Origin of the sequence: Anaerobiospirillum succiniciproducens DSM 6400 (assembly GCF_000482845.1) — a bacterium.
Taxonomy (GTDB): Bacteria; Pseudomonadota; Gammaproteobacteria; order Enterobacterales; family Succinivibrionaceae; genus Anaerobiospirillum; species Anaerobiospirillum succiniciproducens.
Window position 1 is genome coordinate 1 of the sequence record NZ_AXWV01000024.1, and the last position, 23,556, is coordinate 23,556.

Sequence of the window (23,556 nt, forward strand, 5' to 3'; positions counted from 1 at the left end):
ACCCAAAATCAGATCATCCAGCAGGCATCTCAGACTATTTTAAGTCAGGCTAACCAACGTCCTACTGTCGCTCTTAGCCTGTTAGGCCGCTAAACAAGGTTTCGTTTCTCATATTATCTCAAGGCCGTTTACTAACATTTGCGGCCTTTCTTAGGATGAACTTATCGCAGACAGTTTATTCGTAAGTGGCATGTATGCCCTTTACAAATACATTGATTGCAACATGCAAGGTGGAGATAGAGCCTCTTGGCATCTCTCTACTGACTACCACGATCGGAGAGACTCATCATGGCTCTATACGTCAACACTAATGTGAGCTCCATTAATGCTCAACGTAAGCTGGCCAACTCTACTTTAGCCCTCAATACCTCTTATCAGAGACTCTCTAGTGGTCTTCGTATCAATAGCTCTAAGGACGACGCTGCTGGTCTGCAGATCTCTGATCGCTTAACATCCCAGATAAATGGCTTAAATCAGGGAAATCGTAATGCTAACGACGGTATTGCCTTAGCTCAGACCATCGAAGGTGCACTCGACGAAACTACCAACATGCTGCAGCGTATCCGTACCTTAGCCGTACAAGCTGCAAACGGTACAAATACCGCAAAAGATCGTAAGGCACTCCAAGAAGAAGTAACCTCTTTGTCCCATGAGATCACTCGTATTGCTAAAAAGACCACCTTTGCTGGTGCTTTAGTTTTAGATGGCGGCGGTGACAATACCTTAATGCGTAAAAAAGGTCAGCCTGCAGGTGGTCAGCAGAAGTACGAGTACTTCTTTCAGATTGGCGCTAATGCTCAGGATGAAATCACCCTTGAGTCTGGAGCTTTCACCATGAAAGGCATTATGCTTATGGCTAATGAAGGCTTACAAGGTGCTGCCCAATTGAAGATCTCTAATAATGAGGCAGAAGCTGGAAAGGCAGGACATTTCGGTTTAGCTAAGCCTGCTGGTAACAATACTGACTCTGCAGCTTACTGGGTTGTATCAACACCTTCTGCAGCTCAGAACACTCTTGCAAGCATTGATAAGTTCATCGAAGCAGTGGACTCTAAGCGTGCTGCGCTTGGTGCTTTGCAAAATCGTATGGAATCAACCATCCGTAATCAGAGCTCTATTGCAGAAAATGAATCTGATGCTCGCAGCCGTATTCGCGATACTGACTTTGCCTCTGAGACTGCTGCGCTGACTCAAAACCAGATTATTCAGCAAGCATCTCAGACTATATTAAGCCAAGCTAATCAGCGTCCAACTGTTGCTCTTAGCCTGTTAGGTCGCTAGTAGATTTATAAAGGCACTGTCTTGCTAAAGGCATTGCCTTAGTTAAGGCAGTGACTTTCTAGAGGCAATGTCTTAGTAAAGATTTGATTCTCTTATATCGTTAAGGCTGCATACTCTCACTTGCGGCCTTCATTTTTTGAGTTAAATCTCTTTTGCGATGCAACATCGATTTGTAATGGGCGTTTTAGCCTCAAGAATGGCTGCTTCTAATGTGTCTCTTCTAGCTTGGCTAAGCTTTCTCTTATCTTTTTGGCCAGCTTAATATATCAAACCTATCTTTACTATCCCAATCTATCAGGCCTATCAAGGACAGTTACATATTTGCTGTTGCTTGTGTAGGCTCATAATGCAAAGGGGACACATAAAGTGTCCCCTTGCATTTTCATTAAGTATCGTGATTGTTTGACTATGGGATTACTTCTTATTGAATTGAAGCATTGGACGGTTACCAGAGCCTGCACGCATGATTTGGTATTCCATGAGAGCCTTGGCAGTTGCTGAAATAGTCATCTCACCAATACGCTGTGCACGTGATGGAGTGCCCTTAACATTACGTACGGAAACAGCCATAACCATACGATGTCCTCTCCACTCAATGTAGGCCATGTCATTTACCACTGAAATGTGACCTGGCATTTCCATAAAGCCACCAACACCCTCGAGTGAGTAGATTCGTAAGTTAGATGAATCAGTCTCCTGAATCAGAGCATTACGCACACCCTTTTGGATGGTCTTCTGGCTACTTGGATTGAAGTACATGATATCGTTGATGAAGGTACGCACATCAGAGTTAATGTAGTCATCCTGGAAATAACTAGCCATGAGCTTTGCTGACTCATAGAGTGGAGCTGCGTTCTCGTAGACCAGATTTGGATTTAAGAAAGTATCCACATCGTTATATCTGTAGTGCATACGCTCTACACCCTTAGTCTTACAGAACACATCTAAGGTAGGTAAACTGCCGATGTAAGAAAGAAGAATGCCGCTAGCATTAGAGTCTGCCTGGCCTAAAGAGTACTGCATCAGTTCCTTGATGCTCATAGACAGACGACGAGAGTCGGCATTCTTGAGTGCCTCAACCTCTTGATTGTACTGTTCGTATGTACCTTGTGGCTGGCTATGGAGTTTGGCCTGTTCTCGAGCGGCACTTACATCACCTGATTGGAATGCTTTAACCGCACCTGACAGCTGGCTTCGCTTTTGAGCTTTACTTTGTCTGTGAGCTGCACCACCAATAAGCTCGCCAGTTGGGTCCAAAATATCTCGACCTACGGTAGCAAAAAGGATCTCAACTAAAGGAGAGAATACAGAGCGATTAAGCTGCGATACATCAAAAGAAACACGATAGTCTGGACCATCAGATCGTGCTGACATTAAAGATCCGACTGCATAAGCTAAGTGGAATTTGCTCAGACCAAAGAGTGGGTAATCACGGTTGTCTTTAAGCGCAATAATGCCATTCTCGTCCATTAAAACAAAGCTCAGCTCTGCATTTAAATCTTTTTCAACACGCTGAATATCGCGAATGAGCTCAGTGGCATCATCTTCATTTTCAAGGAAGAATAAATTAGCTGTTTGAGGCAGACGCTTGAATATACGATCATGCTTAGAAAAGTCGCCAAAAGGCTTGTAGTTTGGATCGCTATTACGTGTCTCACGCTGCTCGTTGTCATAACGCTCTAAACGTTCTTGCTGATCATTTAAAGCGGACTGACTTGCCTCAAGTGCACGCTGCCTGCGCTCCTCTGCTAAGACATGAGCTGGCTTTTTGACAGTTCCAGTGATTGGATCGTAGTAAGGAGAGGCTAAAGGATTTTCCTCTTCTGCCTGTGCTGCTGTTGCAGTATAGCTGCTGTAATTAGCACTTAAGTTGCCGTGCTTGGCATAAACTGTATTGGCACCATAGTTAACTTTTGGATCCGGAGCTGGAACAAAAATGGTGCTGTTCTTTAAGGTTACGTTGTGTAGCTTCTCTTCAGATGCGTGTTCGTCTTCATACCACATCTGATATTCAACAGGCATAGCATAAGCGCTGCTAATCATTGCTACACTTGAAGCAATTAATGATGCACTCAGAGTAGTCATTACCGCCTTAGACAATAGGCTAGACTTAAAGATTCGCTTGTGACACTTTAACGAATTGGCAAGGCTGTGCTTATCAGATTCATCATTAGTGCAGAACATGACACTCTCCTTGAGTACTATCTTATGCAGTTCGATAACTAAGTTGTTATAGCTGCAGCTTCATTTAACGCTTCACAAAACTCTATAGCGATGTTCGTGCCATATTATATCTATGGCACCATTTTTAGTTATTATCGTGCACAATAGAAGCAATGAGATTAAGCAAGCTAAAGTACTAATCTTAACTAGTAAAGAAAACAAATCTAGCTAAAGCTATTAAGATTGTGAACATCATCATCACAAGTGCAGATAGACATACCGTATGAAAAGGTACGAATACGCTTATTGTATCCTAAAAAGGCATCTAGCTATCAGATAGCCACTGCTCTGCCCAATTTTTGCGAATTAAGTACAAATTCTGTAGCTCGTAGCTGCTTCCTGAACAGCTTTTACACGTAAAGAATGAGATGTTTCATCAAGTGTTGAACGTACAAAAAAGCATGTGTTTCACAGCTCAAGACTAGCGGCCTTGAACCTGCTTAAATAAGCAGTTTTATTGAGCTTCACGCCTTGTAAGATTGTAATTGCTCTTAACATGTATTACATGGCTTAAGATGCTAGATCTACTACGTTGAATAGCTGACGCTCAATCTCACTGACAGCAACCTTAAATGGATCATCTACTGAGTCTATCTGCTCTGCTGTTAGATGAGGGCCTTTAGATACCACATATGGGTTCTCGGTAAATGCCTCAATAAAACCACTTAAGATACCCGCAATAGACCCGCCTAAGATATCGGCCTTGCCAATTGGTACACGAACGATTTGGGCATTATGCTTAGTGTCACTCTCAAGCTGTCTGAAAAAATGATCAAGCTTACCCATATCAACTTCGGTATTTGGATAATACTTGCGGCAGAAATAATAGATTTTGACATCATCTAGCACTTCGTTATCTCGCTTAATCGAGCCAGTAAACAGCTTGTAGTAACGAGTATTCACATCGAGCTTTTGCTCAACGTTATGCAACAAGGTGCAGTACGGAACAGCACTTAAATTTAAAAAGCGGCTATTGCGACTTAATAAGAAGCGTGGAATTGATGGTTCTTCATCGCAATCAAAACTAACATTAGAGAACTTTAAATCTCTAATCTCGAGTGCAACAGAGCTCTTGGTCTCTTTGTACAGATCAGACTTAGTTAAAAAGATGTAAGAAAAGTTTGGGTCTAAACTACGTACACCAATGCCGTGCTTGATGCAGTAATTGCTAAGCACATTTACATCTGACAGTGTTGTCTTAGGATCGTATTGCTCATGCTTGCAAAACGAGTATGAAAAAGCCGGCAGAACCAACAGACCATCGTCTGCAATCACTTCAAAAATTGCATCCAAATAGAAACGTTCGAGCTCTCTACCGCCTAGAATTGGTCGACCCAACTTAAACAGGGAACAAAACGCAATCACCGTATCTGACTGCTTAAGTCCAGTAGCTTGAATAGCATGCACGAGCTCATCAAAAGTAAAGCGCGATGCTTTCTTATTCATATTTTGAGTGTCTGCTGAACTTAGAGGCATAGTTAGCTCCAAACGTAATGCTTTGTGACCCTTAGTTGACTCTGCTTAACAGTGTACAGAGGTTGTTTTTACAGCATCTGAACATTCTCAGTGGCATGCTGCCATGAGTATTAGCCAGCTGTATATGTGCTTAAGATGCGGTCTGTATTGCCCATGAGTCATGGGCATTTGTATGAGTTAATTAAAAAATGTTCTCATACAGTTCTAAGACAGTATCAGCATCTAAAATATCGCCAACCTCAACCTTTACACCATGAGTAGCAAGCTCCTCAATCAAGCTGAAAATGGTGATGGAGGAGTAATCTGGCAACTCTGAGATATCAGTATCATCAGAGATTTCGCTATTCAGGTGCTTGCCAATCAGTTTGTAAAATTCTACTTTGTCCATGGTTTTCTCGAAATGACTGAGCCAAATATGGCTGTACGATCTGTCTGGTTATACTTTGCAATTATAGTCATATGCATGCTAACAGACAGCTGTAGTGACTATGAGTAGTTGTTCTGAATATGAATGGCCTAGTCTAGCAGCAAGTTTGCTGTTTAGCATTTAGCTTACATCGGTATAGCCACTTAACTCACAGTATTTACTCATTAACAACTGTTTGATGGCCTTACGATCAACTTTGCCATTAACATTCAGAGGGAAGTCTTGTAGCGCTAAGACATAAGCTGGCTGCATATACACAGCTACATGTGCACGTCCTTTTTGATACAGGAGCTCACACTCCTTTTCATCGGCACCTTCTACGGCAAGCACTAGTTCATTTGAGCGACCGCCCTCATCAGGTACTTCATAAGCAATAGCTCGAACTACATAGTTAGTTAATGCGCCGAACTGCTCATCTACTTCGTACAAAGATATTCTAAAACCATGCAGTTTGAGCATGTCGCCATCACGACCGATGTAGTAAAAAACTCTCTTTGAGTTCTCATCTAATCTAAAGCATACTAAATCGCCGGTGCGATAGTACTTTGAGCCATTACGCTCAATGAAGGCGCTGGCATTTTTCTCAGGCATTTGCCAATATCCAGCGGTTACTTGTGGGCCGCCGATGAGTAACTCACCGACTTCACCTTCGCCTTTCTCTACCCCATCCTCGTCGCACACGCAAAACTCTACGCCATCAAAGGCATAGCCAAGAGGAACAATGTCGTGCAGCAGCGGTGTTTTTGCCGAATCTACTTTGGAGTCCTCTGAACCAGCCTCATCTTGTTGCATATTAGATAAGACAGATTTTTCAACCTCAAAGATCGATACAGCTACGGTTGCTTCAGTTGGACCATAAGTATTGTAGATAACTGTGTTTGGACACAGTAAAGAATAATCATACGCCTGCTTATACCACAAAGCCTCGCCAATAAATATGCTCAGACGAACGCTAGGCAAAGCGCCTACTTTGAACATACCAGATTTCTTGATATATGAGACCATGGCAGGAGTGATGTGCACGATGGTGATACTGTTCTTTTCAATAAACTTAACAGCATTCATCACATCACGCTTAGTAGCGCATACAACAGTTGCTCCACAAATCCATGCACAAATTGGATCTTGCAACGAGATATCAAAAGTTATCTCAGCAAAGTTAGAGAAGATATCAGACTCTTGATAGCGATAGATCTTGGTAATGGTCTCAAAATACTTAGACCAGTTAGCACGGGTAACCATAACTCCTTTAGGCGCTCCTGTAGTGCCTGAGGTATAGAGAATGTGCATGATATCTGAAGATGACATCTTGCTTCGTGCTAACTCAAAGTCAAATAGCTGCGCTTGTACAGCCATTGACTCTTCAGTGTCATCATAAATGATGGACTTAGCGATGACAGCGTTGATAAGCTCAATGGTTTGTGCGCTTATATCTGCAGCGCCTTGAGTAACTGCATCTGCTTGGCCTTGGCTATTGGCATCGACATGGCCCTGAGTGTTTGCCCCTGCAACGCTTTGAGTACAGGCAATGGCTTCTTGTACGGCATTTTTTAGCTCAAGAGCCACGCTATTATTACAGATTATGTCTATTGACTTGAGAGTCTCTTGAGGCATATTTAGCAGCATCTTAGCTGCATATGAAACCGCCTCTGGAGCAATAAAGATGTGCGAGCTTTGTGAATGGGCACAAATAAAGGCCGATTTTTCACATGGATTAATCAAATTAAGCGGAACATAAGTTACCCCGCTCATAATGCTTGCTGCAATGGTGGTGTACATATCAAATGTACGGCCAGTGCACAAAGCTATACGGCCGACCTTGTTAGCAAGGAGCAGTGCCGCAAAAGAAAAAGAGCGATCACGCAGGTTTGCATAGCTACAGCGCTCTTTTTTGACGATGAGTGCTGTCTTATTTGGCTCCTTAGCATGGTTAATTGCATTAAAAAGTTTGTCTGCAATAGACTCACAACTATCCACTACTAAGTCTGCCTTGTCCTGCATAATTACCTCAAAAACCTTATGTCATGCTATGTCACTCTGTTGCAAAAGTTCAGATAGCTTACAACAGAGCATTGTGGTTATGTCTAATCATTATGATACATGATGTCAACTAATGAACAGAGAACATAAGTCTGTTTGTGTCAGCCTAGTCGCATAGATCATGTGTTTGCTGGGCACGCCTAGTCGCATAGATCATGTGTTTGCTGGGCACGCCTAGTCGCATATATCATGTTTTTGCTGGGCAAGCCTAGTCGCATATATCATGTTTTTGCTGGGCAAGCCTAGTCGCATATATCATGTTTTTGCTGGGCAAGCCTACTTACATAGATCATCAGTGATCATATGTTTGCTTGTGCAGACTAAGTGCATAGAACATAAGGATATTGGTGCAGGCCTACACCCATCTGCATGCTATGCACGTTCATGGATAAAGCTATATTGTTGGCTAGTCGAACTCGAAAGAGTAGATGATGTCGACAGCCTGGTCGATGGATGAGACAAATTCGGCGTAGAGGTTACGGATGAGCTCGTAGCGAATCTTGAATTCGCCAACGGAGTTAAACACGCCGTAGCCATAGGACAGACGCAGCTTGCGTGTCACGTAGCCTTGAACTTCAACTTGAGTATTGTCACCACGACCTTGTGTACCAAGCTGCACATTATCTACACCAAAGGCACCTGCAACACCTTGAGCAAGGCCAGAGAGTCCTGAGACGCCTAAGCCTAAGATCATATTGGAGTTGTTGCTATCTTGGTTAGCTACATTCTTATCGAGGCCGTGGCCGTAGAGAATGTAAGAGAGCACCTCGTTTTCACTCATACTTGGCTTAGAGAAGAGCTTGATATCAGGAGCCTGAGCGGTACCAGTTACACGAGCACCCACTACAACATCGCCTTCAATTGACTCAGGATCGGCCACCACTTCAACATTTAAAGTTGGGTTAGCAATTTCGCCATTGAAGATCACGCGTGCAGTGGCAAAGTTAAACTTACGACCATAGACGTCAGCAGTACCGTCGACAACGCGAATCTCACCTGCTGATCTAATGTCTTTATGTTCTAACTTCTTGTAGATATCAATGCCGCCAGCAAGATTACCTTTAACCATGCCCATAGCCGCAAAGCGCACGTCATCACCAAACTTCACGCCTAAGTCGATAGTGCTCTTAAACTGTGGCTCACGAGCCTTTTTCATCAGAGATAGCGAACCATCATCCGGAACTAAGATTTCATCTGAGGATACCGACTTACCACTACCGGCAACATCATGCACAGTAATACGAGCAGTATTAATCTCTACATCACCAGAGATATCAAGAACTTCGCCTAAGGTTACCTTGGTGTTGATATCAGCTACAGCTGTACCATAGCCAACTAAGAACACTGGCAGCTTCTTGGCTTGAGCGACTAACGAGCCGTCTGCACCTGTAGACCAGTCTAAATCACCATCAAGCTTTAAGCTACCACCATTAAGCACGATAGTGCCATCTAAATCACCTTTTTGACCATTTAAGCCAACCTTAAAGTCAAAGTCATTGACCTGACCAACATCGTAGCGAGGTACAGCGCTACCCTTGGCAGTCATATTGCCAACGAGTAATGGGCTTGAAAGGTTACCACCGATCTTGCTATCTAAGTTAACCATACCCTTAAGCTCAGTAAAGCTTCTACCAACATTGGATAAGGTCTCTAAATCAAAATCGATAATCTTAAAGTAACCAGCAAGCTTAGCATCGGTGGCTGGATTTTTGATATCTAATACTGAGTCAATCTCTCCACGACCACCGCGTAACTTCATATTGACGGTGTTGTGCATGATGTTCTGACCGATATGTGAGGTAAGGTTGAATGAGTCGTATACGACGCCAGCACCAACATCATGGAAGACATAGCCATCAGCACTGTCTACTCTTAGATCAATATTTGGCTTGCCATTTTTAATCACCACATCGGCTGATGCCTGTAGTGGTACACGCATGCTCATGCCTTCAGGCATAAAGACACTTAAGCTTGATACATCAAAGTCGTTGATTTGCACTGAAGTCTTGAGATTGTCTTTTTCAAACTCAGTCTTAGCTACGTGGATCTTGCCAATTTCACCCGTGAGTTCAATTGGAGTTACGCTACCTTTAACCTTACCAAAATCAATATCAGCAAAGACTGGAGTTTCTAAGGAAATGCTACCTGCTTTATCGGTGGACAGATACAGTTCTAACAAGTTTGCTGTATAGAGCTTATCAAGGAAGTTCAAGCTACCATCAACAGTAACGTATACAGAAGATGCACCACCACAACTTGCTGAGAGATTGTGACGCAGTGGAGTACCAGACAGATCGATAAAGCAATTACGGTTAGCAGTTAGCGCCTTGGTTAGACGTACACGATCTGCAAGTGCAGTGAGGTTTAATGCGCGGGTTTGAGTGTTAAAGCCAGCATTTAAGATCACCTTACGCAGTACAGTATCACCATACTTAATACGTGGAGCGGAGCCTGAGATTTCAAAGTTGAGATCCTGCAATGAGCCAGTGCTATTGATAAACAGTGAGACACCGCCAATTAGTTTTGGATAGATGTACTCAAGGTTCTTAATATCAATCACCGCGCTTAAGTCAGCGCCATTTGGCGCTACCTTTCCTGAGGCGATTACCGTGTTATCGCTTTGGGTAACTCTGAGGCTATCAACTCTAAAGCCGTTGTGAATATCGCCTACGACATCCTCAATATCAAACGATGCCTTGTGACCATTTAAATGCACCTCACCACGGATAAAGCGAACATTGGCCATGACCTCTGGCAAATCTTTACTAAAGATTTGTTCAAGCATAGTGGCTGGTTTTGCTTGCACTTCTGAGGCAATACCTGTGGAGTCAGTATAAGAGCCAATATTATTTGGCTCATCGATAAAGCGCACTGCATCAACGTATTCTTGCTGAGAGATCAGTAGATCAGTTGGATTATCGGCTACACCATCAGCCCAAGCTGTTGTTCTTGCAAGAGGACGTACTGCCGCTAAGGACTGACCTTTTGAGACAGCCTCAACAGCTGCAGGAGTTGCAACTAAAGCTTGCGCAGCCTCAGTGTTGCCTGAGAGTAATGCCTCTTCAGCATCAGCAATCTCACTTGCGTCAATCGCACCAAAGGCCATCAGCGCAGAGCTCTTTGCTCTTTGTACACTTCTAGCTTTATCATCGGCTGGATCTTGAGAACCATCCTTAGCAGTGTTTTTCGCTGCTGCATTGGCTACCTTGAGCACCTTTGCCTTGCCAGTTACACCGCTTTTCTTTACCTCAGCAAGTAAACGGGCCTCTAAAGAGTCAGCATCGAAGTCATCGAGCTTAACTGAGGTCTTAGGAATACGGTTAGCAAGATAAGCTGGCTCACCTGCAACAGCTAACGCACTTGGGGCATTTTCCTTTCTATTCAGGATAGCCACTAAGTCACTATCGAGGCTAAAGGAGCCTGCTAGCATTGGGGAGACAAAGGATAAATCACTAATCTTGCCCTTAGCTTTAAGATCAGCACCATAAACTTCACCATAGAACAAATCGCCGGTGATATCGGCCATCATGTCATCGTTCTTGTATTTGCCGTTGATCTTAAAGGTATCGATATGAGCTCTTTCATAAGCGATACTAGACTTGATGTTAGTAACTACATTCTCAAAACCATAGCCAGAGATATTTGCCTTAAGCTCTACATCAATACCATCTGCTAAGTTACCTGCAGTATGTAAATCAAGCTTCTTAGCATTAACAATTGGCTTACCAAAGATTGGATAAGTAATATCTTTAGTCTTTAAATCGATGATAACTGGCAGAGCGCCGGATAAGACATTAGCGTGAACATTAAGCTCAGAGCTACCACCAAGGTTTAATAGGCTGTGAAGACGCAGATCAGTTAAGTCACCCTCAACTGAGACCTCGCCACTTAAGCCGTACAACAGACCTTGCAAGAAGTCATGAGTCTTGTCGTTTTTGTAGCCCTCACCTGAGAGAGTAAAGTTGAGATCAAAATACTTATCAAAGTTAAGATCACCAACAGCCTGCACCTTGCCAAAGACATGGTCTACATTAAGCTTGCTTACCTTAAGCTCAGTTCCGACCCATGAAGCATCGGCCTCAATGTCAGCGCTCAGAGTATCAAAACCCTCTTGATAGTAGCGAACCTTGGTAGCCTTAAACTTCTCTACAGTAATATCAAAAGGCAATACGATAGAAGGTAAGAACTCAATAGAACCATCCCCTGATCCAAATGCCTTAACAGCAGCATGAGGCTTCTTTAACTTAGCATTGTGCTTGGCAATAACCTCTTCACCCTTGTGAGATTTTTCTAAGCGAATCTGCTGAGCAATTGTGCTTGCAGTAGCGCCAGTTACTGCATCAATAAAGTCAGCTGCATTGAGAGCTGCAGCCTCAGATTGCGCATGAATTTGTTCAGAGATGCTTTGCTTACTTGCCTCAATGGACATGACACGCTCATGCTCGCTCATGACTTTGCCATTGCTAGCAACACCATTAGATGGTGCTGCGGCCTTTGAGTTTAGGGCCATAGCACTGCTTGCCATAGAGCTTCTAGAGGCATTGCTTGCGCTAGAGTGATTCTTATCTACGTTTAGAGCAGCACCATTATTGGCATCAGAGTAAGCATTGATACCCTTGAGTAAGGCTTTTTCATAGTCATCGACATTGGTAATATCATGACTACGAATCACGCCATCTTTCTTTGCCTTGTGAGGCTTAGTATCTTGTGGACGGGTGATGCTTGGCTTTTCGCTTAAGAGCACTGGCACTTTATGCTCGTTAAACAGAGCACTTTCCATGGCCTTGGCAAACTCTTCAGGATCTTTGTAGACAAGACTATCTGGACGAATAGTAATCTTGCGCTCACCCTTGGCCGCACTCTTATCGCCCGCTGCAGTCTTATTGGCTGCAACACTATTATCGCCTACTGCAAGCTTGTCACCTGCTGCAGTCTTATTGGCAGCAGCACTCTTGTCGCCTGCTGCAGTCTTGTCGCCTGTTGCGAGCTTATCCTTGGATGCTTGCTTGTCGGTAGCACCATTTGCAGCTACCTTGTTGCTAGTGCCATTGGCAGCTTGCTTATCGGCTGTGGTTTTAGCTGCGGTAAGCTCTTCTGGGCTGTCGATAGTAGCTGAGGCGGTGGCTGGGTTGAAGTCTTTAAAGAGCTCATCTTCGGCAACTTCAGCTTGGCGCTCGTTGTGCTCAGAGGCAATCACCATTTCTACAGTCTTGCCTTGCTTAGCTGCAGCAACTAAGGCCTTAGAGGCATCATCAAGATCGCTAAGACGAATGATCTGACCATCCACCATAACAGCAAGTGAGCTATCTACTCGGTTAACAGCCTCATTGTCGGCGTTCTCTTCAGCAACATCGGCCTCGTTCTTTAAATGAACGGTAGTGCCATCTACATACAGATGCTTAGAACCTACTTTATCCGAACGTGCCCATAAAGCAGAGTTTAAGGAGCTTAACTCTACATCCACAATTTGTGAGCGGAATGCAAAATCAGATACGTCAAAGCGGTGAATATCAATATCCACTGGGAATGACATTCTAAATGGCTCAGTGCTTGGCTCTTGCTTCTCTTTTGATGGGCCTTCAAAGAGCTTGTCGGACAGCGCTACAGTAAGCTTATGTGCCTCTAAATTATTAACTGTGAAGAGCATAGAGGTGATGTCTGACAGATCATAATCTAAGGTCAGTTCATCAGCGGAGATCGCTACTACATCACGGATATCAACTAAGGTATGACCAAGCTTTAGACCGCTTAAAACTGAGCCTGACTCAATGGTGGTATCGATAATGATGAAATCAGGAATAAAGCGTTGCGAAAGGGCTAAAGCATTGCGAGCACCAGATAAAGTGCCTAAGAAGTAATAGAGCACGCCAAAGAGAATGCACATGAATACAAATAGTGCACAGAGCATATGCTTAAAGCACTTAAGCATGCGTCTTTTAAGGCTCTGACGTGGCTTGCCATTTAGCTTGCTAGTAGCTGTGATCTTAGATGCTACTGTATTGCTCTTAGCATCTTTTGCTGAATCTTTTTTAGCTGCGTCAGAGGAGGATGCTCCTCCTTGAGCACTCATGTGGTTTTTCTCGTTTCGGTCCAAGGCCGAAGCTTTATGCTTGAAGTACATATTTTCGACCTTTACTAAAATTCAGGACCAAAGGCAAAGTGGAGCTGATAGACCTGTTCTTGGTTCTTTTGCAGACCCACTGCCACATCTACACGGACAATACCGTATGAAGATAAGAAACGATAGCCAAGACCTGGGCCATACATTAACTCATCTTTGTAATCATCAGTTGCTGTACCCACATCGCAAAATAGCGCTAAACGTGAGTTACTAATACCCATTGGGAATTGAAACTCTGCACTACCCACAGTTAAGTACTTAGCACCTTTAAGTCCACCCCATGGTTGTTTAGCTGATCTATCACGATAGCCAAAACCACGAATGGAGTTGTCGCCACCTGCAAAGAAACGCAGTGATGGAGGGACTTCACCAGCATCAGGACCAAAGTTAGCACCTTGTTCTAAACGGAACAAGAAGCGAGTGTTCTCACTAGGCGCAATCACACCCTTGTATGTGCCTTTGACCTGCACAAAACTGTTATCCGAGATCGCACCTGCTGCACCCAATGCCTCTAAAGTTATAGAGTAGCCACGAGTTGGATCATAGCCACCAGAGCTTTCACGACGGGTAAAAGACACTGCCGGCATTAAGTTGAGAGTACGGCCCTCTTCTTTTGCCTGATCAAAGTCTTCATACTCCAAACGCAAGGCATAATCACGTCTCCAACGACCAGTCTGATTAGCAATATAGTGCACCGCAAGCTGAGTACGATCAGATAAAGTGTCGTTAAAGTCAGTATGAGTCTGAGCTGCATTAATGGTGTAATAATCAAGATTTGGATTTTCGCCAGGGATCTTGTAAACGAGCTGTGCATCCTGAGTGATCTTAGTTAAGGTCATCAGAGTGCTTAATGAGTCACCACGAGAGTTCAAAAGTGGCTTATTCCACTCAAGCAATACACGAGGGCCTTCATCAGTGCTGTAGCCAAGACCAATACGCATATTGTTATTGGCACGACGCTCTAAATGCATCTCTACTGGCACTTGGAAGTTCTCAGCCTTATCCAATACCGGACGCACGTCTACAGAATTGTAATAGCCAGTCTGATTTAAAGAAGATACAAAGTTATTGATCTTCTTAGTGGCAAACTTATCGCCTGTCTTAAAGTTTTGTAGCGGATGGCTTGGCTTATAGAGCTCAGCAGTCTCGTCATTCATGATGAGTTCACCAAAGTCATAACGCTTGCCAGAATCGTAAACGAGCTCGATATCAGCAAAGTTTTGGTTTTGATAAACCATAATACGCTTTGAGGTGAACTTACCGTCAAAGAAGCCCATGGATAAAGCTGTGTTATGAATAGCGTTCTTTAGCTCTTCATAGACACCATGATTAAGAATCTTGTATGAGCCAAGTTCAGTATTTTTAAGCAGATCTTCAAAGACCTTGTACTTAACGCCCTCGCCTAAAACCTCAATCCTAGACTGACGAATGTACAAAGGCTTGCCTTGTTCTACCTCAACCTTAACTACTGTATCTTCTTTTTTGTCTTTCTCAGGCAGAGTAACTTTGATCTTTGGATGATAGTAACCATAGGCACGTAAGGCCTTAGTGGTAACTTCCTTAATCTCACGAATATAGAAAAAGGCACGCTTCTTTGGAATAACAGCAAGAGATCCTAAGTGCGCCTCAACATTAGTTAACAGCTCTCCAGATACACCACTAACGCTAAAGGACACAGGATCTTCAACTAAAACTTCACGCTCAGGCAAATCATCATTAGTCGAGCATGAACTAAGTGCCACCGATGCACAGCCAAGCATAGCTGCCCATACAGACAGACGTAAGTACTTACCACCCACCGCCATAAACGAGGCTAATGGAGATGTAACAGGAGCTGCGTGGGCTGCGACAGAAGATGCTAGCGCATCTGCCTTGCCACCATCCAAGATAGAAGGTACGCCCGCAGCAACGCTAGAGGCAAAGTCTTTCTCGCTGCCAAAGTTCATGGCAACAGTCTTTGCTGTCTTATTAATCTCTTGGCGCACACATTGAGCTACGCAACTTGGCTTGAGCTTAGATTCAAGAGATTGATTAGCAGCCAATGAAGCTAAACAGCTTTTTTCCTGAGCTGATGTAGCTAAAGACACTGCAGCAAGGCTACTGCAAACCTCATCCTTGCCATTGCGAACAACGACATGGCTTTGTTTATATGACTTGGAGGCCTTGTAGTGCTTATTAGAGTGCTTACGGCTCTTACTTGATGATTTGCTAGCTCGATTAGCTGTCTTGCTTGATGATTTGTTGGCTCGTTTAGCTGTATTTCTAAAGGCCTTAGAGGATGTATTAGCACGCACTGCAGCGCAGTTAGAGTGAGTTTGCTCTTGCTTAGTAGTATCTGCTGCGGTGTTGGCAACAGATGCATGGGAGAAATTACAAGAGCTCTTAAATTCGTTTACTGCAGAGTGTTTATAAAGATTTTGGGTGCAATGGAGCGTAGGATTACCAGTAATTTGTTTTACCGGTAAACGCTGACTTAATGCTGAAACTATGCTCTTGAGCATCTATTTCTCCGTTGCAACACAAGAAAAGTGCTAATTAGACTCTTAATTTAGTAGCTGTCATCAGCTTCGACAATAAAAGCCAAGTTTGCTTTGCCACCACAATATCACTATCTAAGCAAGCACTTTACAGATACGATGCATGAGACTGCATAGTGCTACTTTTAGCTAATGCCTTGAACTATGCAATGCCTCAGCTGTAACTTGCTTAAGCTGTAGCTTTTGTTGTTGGGCTTAGCAAATGCTTTAATCCATCTGACAAAAGTCATCTAAGCTACATGCTTGCATCCCTCTAACATGAAGCCTCTAAACTTCGTGCACGAGGGCGTTGCCCCCCATAGCGCTCTTTAGCGAGAGTGGACCATAGCTACAAAATTAATCCTAGCTTATCGTCAGAATGTTTAGAGTAGTGTAGTGATGCCTCTATCTACTCTCATCGTGCCGCATCTGCTAGCGTCAAGCGCTGCTTAGCTGAGCTTTTTGCGTGGGTGCGGCGCGATATGCAATTACTTAAGACGCTGCAGCTCACGTGAAGATAAAGTAGCAGCGGCATCGTTTGGATAAGTCTGAACTACTAATTGGAAGTAGCGAGTAGCCTTATCCTTATCGCCTAAGAACTTAGAGATCATGCCAAGCTTGTATAAGGCATCTGGACGCTTTTGTGAGTCGGCAAAACGAGCTACGTTTAAGAAGCTTAAACGTGCCTGCTCGTAGTTTGCCTGAGAGTACTGAACCTGACCGAGCCAGTACCAAGCATTTGGAGTTAAGGCATTGTCTGGATACTTCTCAACGTAGGCCTTAAATGCAGCAGCTGCGCCATTTAAGTCGTTATTCTGTACCTTGGCATAAGCATCGTTATAAGCCTTGCGAGACTCATCAGTTACGCCAGTGAGCTTACCAGTTGAAGATGAGGCAGCATTGTTGCTTGGAGCTGCAGGAGCTGCACTTGGGGTATTGCCAACTGGAAGATTGACTACAGTGTTATTGTTTGAGCTTGAAACTCCACCCTGGCGGCTTGCTAAATAACGTAATTGCTCAAGCTCACCACGTAAGGTCGCAATGTCCTGCTGCAGCTGATAGATCTGATTTTGCTGAGCATTCATGGTGCGCTGCTGCGCATCAAGCTGACGCTGCAAACTAGCCTCGTCAGCCATTGCGTTGGTTAACAACATTGTTGCAATGGTACCTGTCAGCATACCAAGCAAAAAGATAAATCCTACCTTAAACTTCACTGGTTATTCTCCCTTAACCCATAGACATATGGCGGTACATCATATCTACATACAGAACTCATGATGCCTACCTTGCCATTATCTTTTATGTGCAAGCAAGTACTTGCAAAAGCTTGTTTGCAATGCCCTCAGGCATTACACCAAAATCCTTAAACTTGCATACTAAGCAATATATGCAAGTAATCTTGCTAAACCTCATGGTTAGCAAGATGCGGCACTTTGTGCCTAAAAATCCTAGAGCATCAGACAGGTTATGAATAAAGCCTATCCTTGCTCAATACTAAGCTTAGTCATGCTCAGCAACAATGCTTGAGGCTACAGCATCTTCAGATGCTATGTGCACCATGCTTATAAGCGACTGTACAAAAGCGTGAGCGTTGCAAAACAATGGCACGTGCAGCTTAGAAAGGGCAAGCGTTGCTCAAGAATGGCAGGCATTGCTTTTCCTTACGTAGCATTGCCTTCATTGCCTTCATTGCCTTGTCTTGTTTTGCACATGCTTAATATGCATGAGAGTTAGCCTAGCAATTACATCACAAAAGGCATAGCTCTAAGACAGACTACTATCTTAACTAGCGTGCAGCTACTGCCGCTTTCGCTAGCCTTTGCATGTTGACAATACAGTTAAGCTTAGATTATAGCCCAGTAGTGGCGTATCGTCAGCCCTCATAAGCTTTTGATGCAATTGCACTGTAATTAACTTTGTTTATGAGCAATCTTTTTTGTTACTTAGCTTAAGGTCGATTTTTAGCCAAAAATTTCATCTAAAACCAGCCATGAGGCTAGATTGCATCTATGATGGCTTGAGATTTTTGAGCTTTTGAGATCACACTTTTTGCCGACATTTTTCACGATTGCGGCGCATTGTGACTTAGCTTAGCCATAAAGCCCGCCTATTTTGATTGCGACTACAGCAATTTGCTTTCGTCAAGAGCCGTAAATGACGCCATAGCACAAAAAATATTTTCTGCACGAAATTTCAAAATCTTGTATCGATTTTGAATGGTAGTTCACACTTTTAACATGTGCCCACCAAGCTCTCTTTTGTAAAACGGATTTTGTATACCACTTTTAAAGGCCTAATAATTGAGAACTGGCTCACAGAATTTGCAAGCACTTTCACTCCACACCCCAAAGTAGCTACTAAAAGCCCATATATACGCCATTCAAGCCTGCACAAACGGCTCATGCAAAAATCGCTAACCAAGCGTGATCGAGCTCACACTTGCTTTTCAGCACTACTATGGCCACTTCTGTCACTGTCATGCTGACAAACGCCGTATTTAAGCCATTTAAATAGATACAAATATGGCAAATTTGTCAAATAACTAAGCCTGCTTTGTCTAAATAGCAATCACCTTAGCAAAATGCCCAAACGTACATTTGAATCTACTATGAATCATTATTTCGGCAAATTTTTGAAAATCCGCCCATGGGTCTATCATTGCCTCAAAAGACGATGACCCGAGCAGCATTCAATAGCGCCCCCGCCACCGCCTAAGTAGTTCTCACGATATCTACCAACTGAAAGTGCACAGAGCCTATGCTTTGGCGCTTACGTTCCCTTAGCTTTAGCCACGCAGTTGCTTATGCTGCTGCGCTAACACTCAATAGCTTTCATTGGTTGGATTCACTGAAGAAGACGCCAGTTTGTAACTAAGGCCATGTGTTACTTATGCATAGCCTTGATGATTGCAAATCAAGACAGATTACAAAGCTGCAAGCTCGACTTAGTCAAGCTTCAATATGCGCAACTAATTTTGCTTTTCGGAGGCGGAAGACTCTATCACCAATTTTGCGGTGCTTAAGAGTTTTCCAATTATTTATGACTTGTTCCAATGCCCTTGCTCATTCCCAGGCTTTCGTGCATGCAGCTTGGTCAACTGAGCTAAATGATCTTGCTTTTAGCAAAACAAATTACTACCACCGACTCTTAAACAAGAGCATTACTCCCCACTCTAAATGGGCACTCCATCAGGACGCTGCACTCCTCTCTCAAGTGTATCAGCGTCAGCTATGTACACGCTTAGGACGTAGCAGCGCCTAGCAATCCACGCTTTTCAAAGTTCAAAGATAAAGGTGCTAAGCCGCAGCCATTAGACACAGCACAGCCCAATGAATTCAGCTACGGCCGATGCATGGACTAAGTCCATGCTGATGCTGATGCTGATGCTGATGCTGATGCTGATGCTTAGCAAGGCTAGCACCCTAGGCCTTTGCACGCCCAAATTAAGCTTACTGCACTCATACAAATACGATATTTATCGTATTTGCATACATAAAACGAACAACACTGCCTGAGCTATTCAGACATTCAAATGTATTAAAGAGGCCTTGGCCTCTGGAGTTTTTACTATGTCACTAGCCTGTTTCGGAGCTCGTTTAGCCCCTCAAGTTAACAATACTGCCACTAGCAGTCATGCTCCTAAGCAACCATGTGTTGATGCTACCCTCGCCTCATACAGCGCTGATGGAGTACTTCTGTGGAATCCGCATGGACAAAAGTCAGATGCTGTAAATAGAAATACTCGTAGCCATGGTGCTGCTAACTGTTCATATGCTGACTGCACCGCACCACGTTTGTCTACTTTTACCATCAGCTTGTTAATGGCATTAAGCTATATATCAGTCATGCTGCTCATTGTGTATCTGAGCATCTTTTGTATGCCCGATGCAAATGCCTCAGCAGCTAGCGCCGGTTCAGGTCTGCCATATGAAGTGTGGCTCTCAGCTCTGCAGCGTTCAGCCACCGGCCCAATTGCCTTTACCATTGCGCTTTTAGGCATTATTGGTTGTGGCGCTACCCTCATCTTTGCTGGTGGTGAAATCAGCCGTTTTATGCGCTCTATCATCTACATAATTTTGGTGATGACTCTCTTGCTAGGCGCTAACTCCCTCATGACCAACTTCTTTAATGGCGCTTCTATCAATCCACCTGTGGACGCTAAGAGCGCAGATGCAAAATCAAGCGCACAGAATACTGCAGCAGAAAGTGCACAGAATACTGCTGAAAAGTACGCAGCGGAGCACTCACACAAGGCCGATACTTCCACAGGAACTTTCGCATCTGACAGCGATGCTGCAGCAGCTGCAGCGCTAAATGAAAGCGCTAAGCCAGCAGTAGATCCACGTGCTGCTAATGGTTCTGATCCACTTTCTTTAGCATACAACAGCGCTGCTTATAACAAGCAAGCTCAGGATATGGCACGTAGAGAGCTTAAGCCTTCAGTTTTTGCTCAGCAAAGACAGAGCAGCGCAAACTCATCACATGACTTAATTGTTGTAGATGAGGCACTTGAGGAGTTAAGACAAGACTTCTTAGCCATCAATCCTGATCTTACATACGAAGAGCATATTGATCGCTTTATCTCAGGCCTTCTTAATGGCTATGGTATGGACTCTTCTAATCAGTCTAATGCCAATAACTCCAATACCAAAGACACCGATAAGTACAAGCATCCATCCGTCTTTGTGCCTAAGGAAAGTGTGTATAGCTCTCACCCTTACTTTAACAAGACCTTAAGCGCTCTAAGCGAGGTTTATGACCTTAACTCTTATCAGTCATCACCACTACCTCTGATGAATAACGAGCTTACCGTAAAGATGTCACAAGGCAGCAATGGTGATTTAGAACTACAGCTCTTTGAGTTCTCAAGTCGCACTTTAAAAGGCTTTATGCCAAGCCACCTTGACCTTAAAGACACGCGCCTATCCTGAATTGCTCCAGTGCTGATCTTGTTTTTAAACGTCATCTTTTTCTTTAGCTTTGTTAAAGACCAAAGAAACAGCACTCAAGCAAGCTTAGAAGATAGCTCTGACACATTCATACAGACAGACAATTTGCTGATTTAGTTTATGCGAGAACATCGAGTTTATAAGGCTTTAGGCAATTGCACGCAGATCTTAGGCTGCGACCGTGAGCTGTTTATGTGTAACACCTTAGCCTTAGTCACCTTAAGTATCTTCACGTACAACTTCGTCACCTTAATCATCACATTCACCATGTGTTTGATGATCTACTTTTGCCTCTATCAAATGGGCAAATACGATACACGTATGCGCCAGGTGTGGCTGAGATCTTTGCGCTACAAAAACTACTACACCGCGCATTGCCAATACTCAAACCAAAGCTTTTACGCCAAGCGTTAAAGCATCTTTAGTCCACGCCTGTAATGGCATGGTTTAGTCGGTGCCTCATTAGGCAATGAGTTCTCTGCGCCTCATTAGGCAATGAGAAGCACTAGCCTTTAGATTGGGCCTACATTGAAGGGCTTTTATGAAACAGCAAAATGGAGTTGTAAGACTCTCGGGACTTGCCAAGGTGGTAAGTACCGTAAATGAACTTAAGCGACATGGCAGCGTAGCCTCAGTGTGCGTTTTATCGCTCTCTTTAAGTTTTCTTCTGCTCGCAGCCTACATCAACCGCACCGAGCAAAGCATCATTGAGCCTTATTTGATTAGTGTGGACTCACATGGTGTGGTCTTAAATCAAGGGCGTATTAGTCACAAGCTCACTTCAAAAGAAGAGGTGCCAGCAGCGGTCATCGACTCACTCGTGTCTGACTTTATCCGCGACTTACGCACTGTAACTTTGGATAAACAACTGCAAGCACAGCTTATCAATAAGGTCTATGCCTATATTGAGCAAGGCTCGGCAGTACACCAAAAGATCAATAACTTCTACACAGACAATAATCCCATGAGCACCAACCTCGGTGGTTTGTCGGTGCAAGTTGATATTGCCAACTTAATTCATCTAGACAACCACACTGTGCAAGTGGACTGGAAAGAGTCGATTAGCTCTAAGCGCGATCTCAAAGTCAAAGTCCATAAAAAGCGAGCACTCATTAGCTTTAGCTTTGCTGATGCTAATCAAAAGACTGCCGCTAACTACTTAGACAATCCATTGCAGCTGTACATATCCGAACTCTTAATCTCAGACGTGATCGCCTGATAACTACACTTAAAACTAACTAGCAGGCCTTCTGGGAGTACTTATGAACTTACGCAAGTCTTTTCAAAATAATATAGCAGCCCCTGCAGCAGCATCTGATGAAGCTGCAGCTGTATACGAGTTTGCTGCTACCAATGCAGCTCCAAACTACACCTGGCGGCATCAAGCCATGCATGGTACAAGCATGCTGGGTACTAGCATGCAGGATACTTGCAAGCTGGGAAGTAGGATGCTGGGTAAGCGCACTTTTTCGCATCTTAAGCTTAATACCTGTGCCTGTTTATGCATGAGCGCCTTGCTGCTTACTAGTGTGCCTACTTGCTTTAGTCTTGCTCATGCTGATAGTGCCCTTGATGACATCATCGCTTTAGGAGGTAATCAAAATACTCTATCTAAGCAAGATATTGAGATTCTTAAGGCTTTAGAGGCATCTAACAATCCTAAAGCTAAAAAGTCAGCAGTAAGCCGTCCAATCGTTGAACGCCCTGGCGAAGTACGCTTTGTCTATGGTGCAGGCAGGCCTACCGTTGTGTGTTCTTTACTGCATGTGTGTGACATTTCACTTGAACCTGGCGAGAGCGTGGTAGATGTGCAAACTGGCGATTCAGCTCGATGGGTTGTAGGCAGATCAGCTCATGGTTCTGCTCAAGGCATGGTAGAGCATGTAACGATTAAACCTACCGACATTGGTCTTGAGTCTAATCTCACTATCTACACTGATAAGCGCAGTTACTCCATTGACATTAAGTCCTCAGCAAAAGACTTCATGCCTAATGTAAGTTTTATTTATACCGAACAGAGTATGCAGCGCTATCAAAACATCAAAAACGAACTGCTCGCCCGCAAACGTAATAACGAGCTGAACTTGTCAGCAAGTGGCGAGGAGCTAGCGTTAGCTGATGAAGATGAGTATGTATCAGAGACTGCAGCTATACCTGGACGCAAACGCGCTAAAAGCTCTGTAGCACTACTTTCTGGCCTGGACTTTAACTATCAGGTCAGTGGCGATAAGGAAGTCATTCCGCTACGTGTCTTTAATGATGGCAAACATACTTATGTACAAATGCCGCAAAAGCTCTCTGAGGGCATGTTGCCAGCCATAGTTGAGGTGACGCAAACCCATGTCTTCTCTGAAGACGCCACTGCAGTCACTAACTATCGTTTGCTGGGCAATAACTTTGTGGTCGATGGCATTCCACGCCATCTACGCCTCTTTATTGGAAATGAAGACTCAGGACGAGCTATGAGCGCCGATATTATCCGCAATTCTTAATATCACCCACAGTGCTCACACTCATAACACT

Annotated in this window: 12 protein-coding genes; 5 read left to right on the plus strand and 7 right to left on the minus strand. The window is 43.8% G+C overall.

All coding sequences use genetic code 11. The features are described from left to right. Nucleotides 1-288: 288 nt before the first annotated feature. The gene (locus H524_RS0104025; protein ID WP_027939295.1) at nt 289-1,281 is read left to right on the plus strand and encodes a flagellin N-terminal helical domain-containing protein; all 993 of its coding nucleotides are present in this window, start codon (nt 289-291) and stop codon (nt 1,279-1,281) included. Nucleotides 1,282-1,695: 414 nt separating this feature from the next. Here the strand turns inward: H524_RS0104025 and H524_RS0104030 are convergent, their stop codons facing one another. The 7 genes from H524_RS0104030 to ybgF all read right to left on the minus strand — a co-directional run bounded on the left by H524_RS0104030 (nt 1,696) and on the right by ybgF (nt 17,298). Then, the gene (locus H524_RS0104030) at nt 1,696-3,465 is read right to left on the minus strand and encodes a serine hydrolase (protein ID WP_027939296.1); all 1,770 of its coding nucleotides are present in this window, start codon (nt 3,463-3,465) and stop codon (nt 1,696-1,698) included. A 549-nt stretch (nt 3,466-4,014) separates the two neighbouring features. Continuing rightward, on the minus strand, nt 4,015-4,980 hold the full coding sequence (locus tag H524_RS0104035) for an AAC(3) family N-acetyltransferase (RefSeq protein ID WP_027939297.1): 966 nt from the start codon (nt 4,978-4,980) through the stop codon (nt 4,015-4,017). Nucleotides 4,981-5,161: 181 nt separating this feature from the next. Beyond that, the gene (locus tag H524_RS0104040) at nt 5,162-5,368 is read right to left on the minus strand and encodes a hypothetical protein (protein WP_027939298.1); all 207 of its coding nucleotides are present in this window, start codon (nt 5,366-5,368) and stop codon (nt 5,162-5,164) included. A gap of 159 nt (nt 5,369-5,527) precedes the next feature. Further along, a complete protein-coding gene (locus H524_RS0104045; RefSeq protein ID WP_027939299.1) occupies nt 5,528-7,408 on the minus strand; it encodes an AMP-binding protein in 1,881 nt (626 codons plus the stop codon). 445 nt (nt 7,409-7,853) lie between these two features. Next, the gene (locus tag H524_RS0104050) at nt 7,854-13,517 is read right to left on the minus strand and encodes a translocation/assembly module TamB domain-containing protein (RefSeq protein ID WP_169726127.1); all 5,664 of its coding nucleotides are present in this window, start codon (nt 13,515-13,517) and stop codon (nt 7,854-7,856) included. A 65-nt stretch (nt 13,518-13,582) separates the two neighbouring features. Next, nucleotides 13,583-16,069: an autotransporter assembly complex protein TamA gene (locus H524_RS0104055; RefSeq protein ID WP_027939301.1), complete on the minus strand. Its 2,487-nt coding sequence runs from the start codon at nt 16,067-16,069 to the stop codon at nt 13,583-13,585. Between the two features lie 503 nt (nt 16,070-16,572). Next, nucleotides 16,573-17,298, minus strand: coding sequence for a tol-pal system protein YbgF (gene ybgF, locus H524_RS0104060; protein WP_027939302.1), 726 nt, complete (start codon nt 17,296-17,298; stop codon nt 16,573-16,575). Between the two features lie 2,355 nt (nt 17,299-19,653). Here ybgF and H524_RS17005 point away from each other — a divergent pair. From H524_RS17005 to H524_RS0104095, 4 genes are all read left to right on the plus strand, one after another. Next, nucleotides 19,654-21,015 carry a TrbC/VirB2 family protein gene (locus tag H524_RS17005; protein ID WP_156907529.1) on the plus strand — a complete coding sequence of 454 codons (1,362 nt, stop codon included), beginning with the start codon at nt 19,654-19,656 and terminating at the stop codon, nt 21,013-21,015. A 138-nt stretch (nt 21,016-21,153) separates the two neighbouring features. Next, a complete protein-coding gene (locus H524_RS0104085; RefSeq protein WP_027939304.1) occupies nt 21,154-21,447 on the plus strand; it encodes a VirB3 family type IV secretion system protein in 294 nt (97 codons plus the stop codon). 127 nt (nt 21,448-21,574) lie between these two features. Next, nucleotides 21,575-22,252 (plus strand): VirB8 family type IV secretion system protein, encoded by a 678-nt coding sequence (locus H524_RS0104090; RefSeq protein WP_027939305.1) that lies wholly within the window; start codon nt 21,575-21,577, stop codon nt 22,250-22,252. A 43-nt stretch (nt 22,253-22,295) separates the two neighbouring features. Next, the gene (locus H524_RS0104095) at nt 22,296-23,525 is read left to right on the plus strand and encodes a TrbG/VirB9 family P-type conjugative transfer protein (RefSeq protein WP_027939306.1); all 1,230 of its coding nucleotides are present in this window, start codon (nt 22,296-22,298) and stop codon (nt 23,523-23,525) included. Nucleotides 23,526-23,556: the final 31 nt, after the last annotated feature.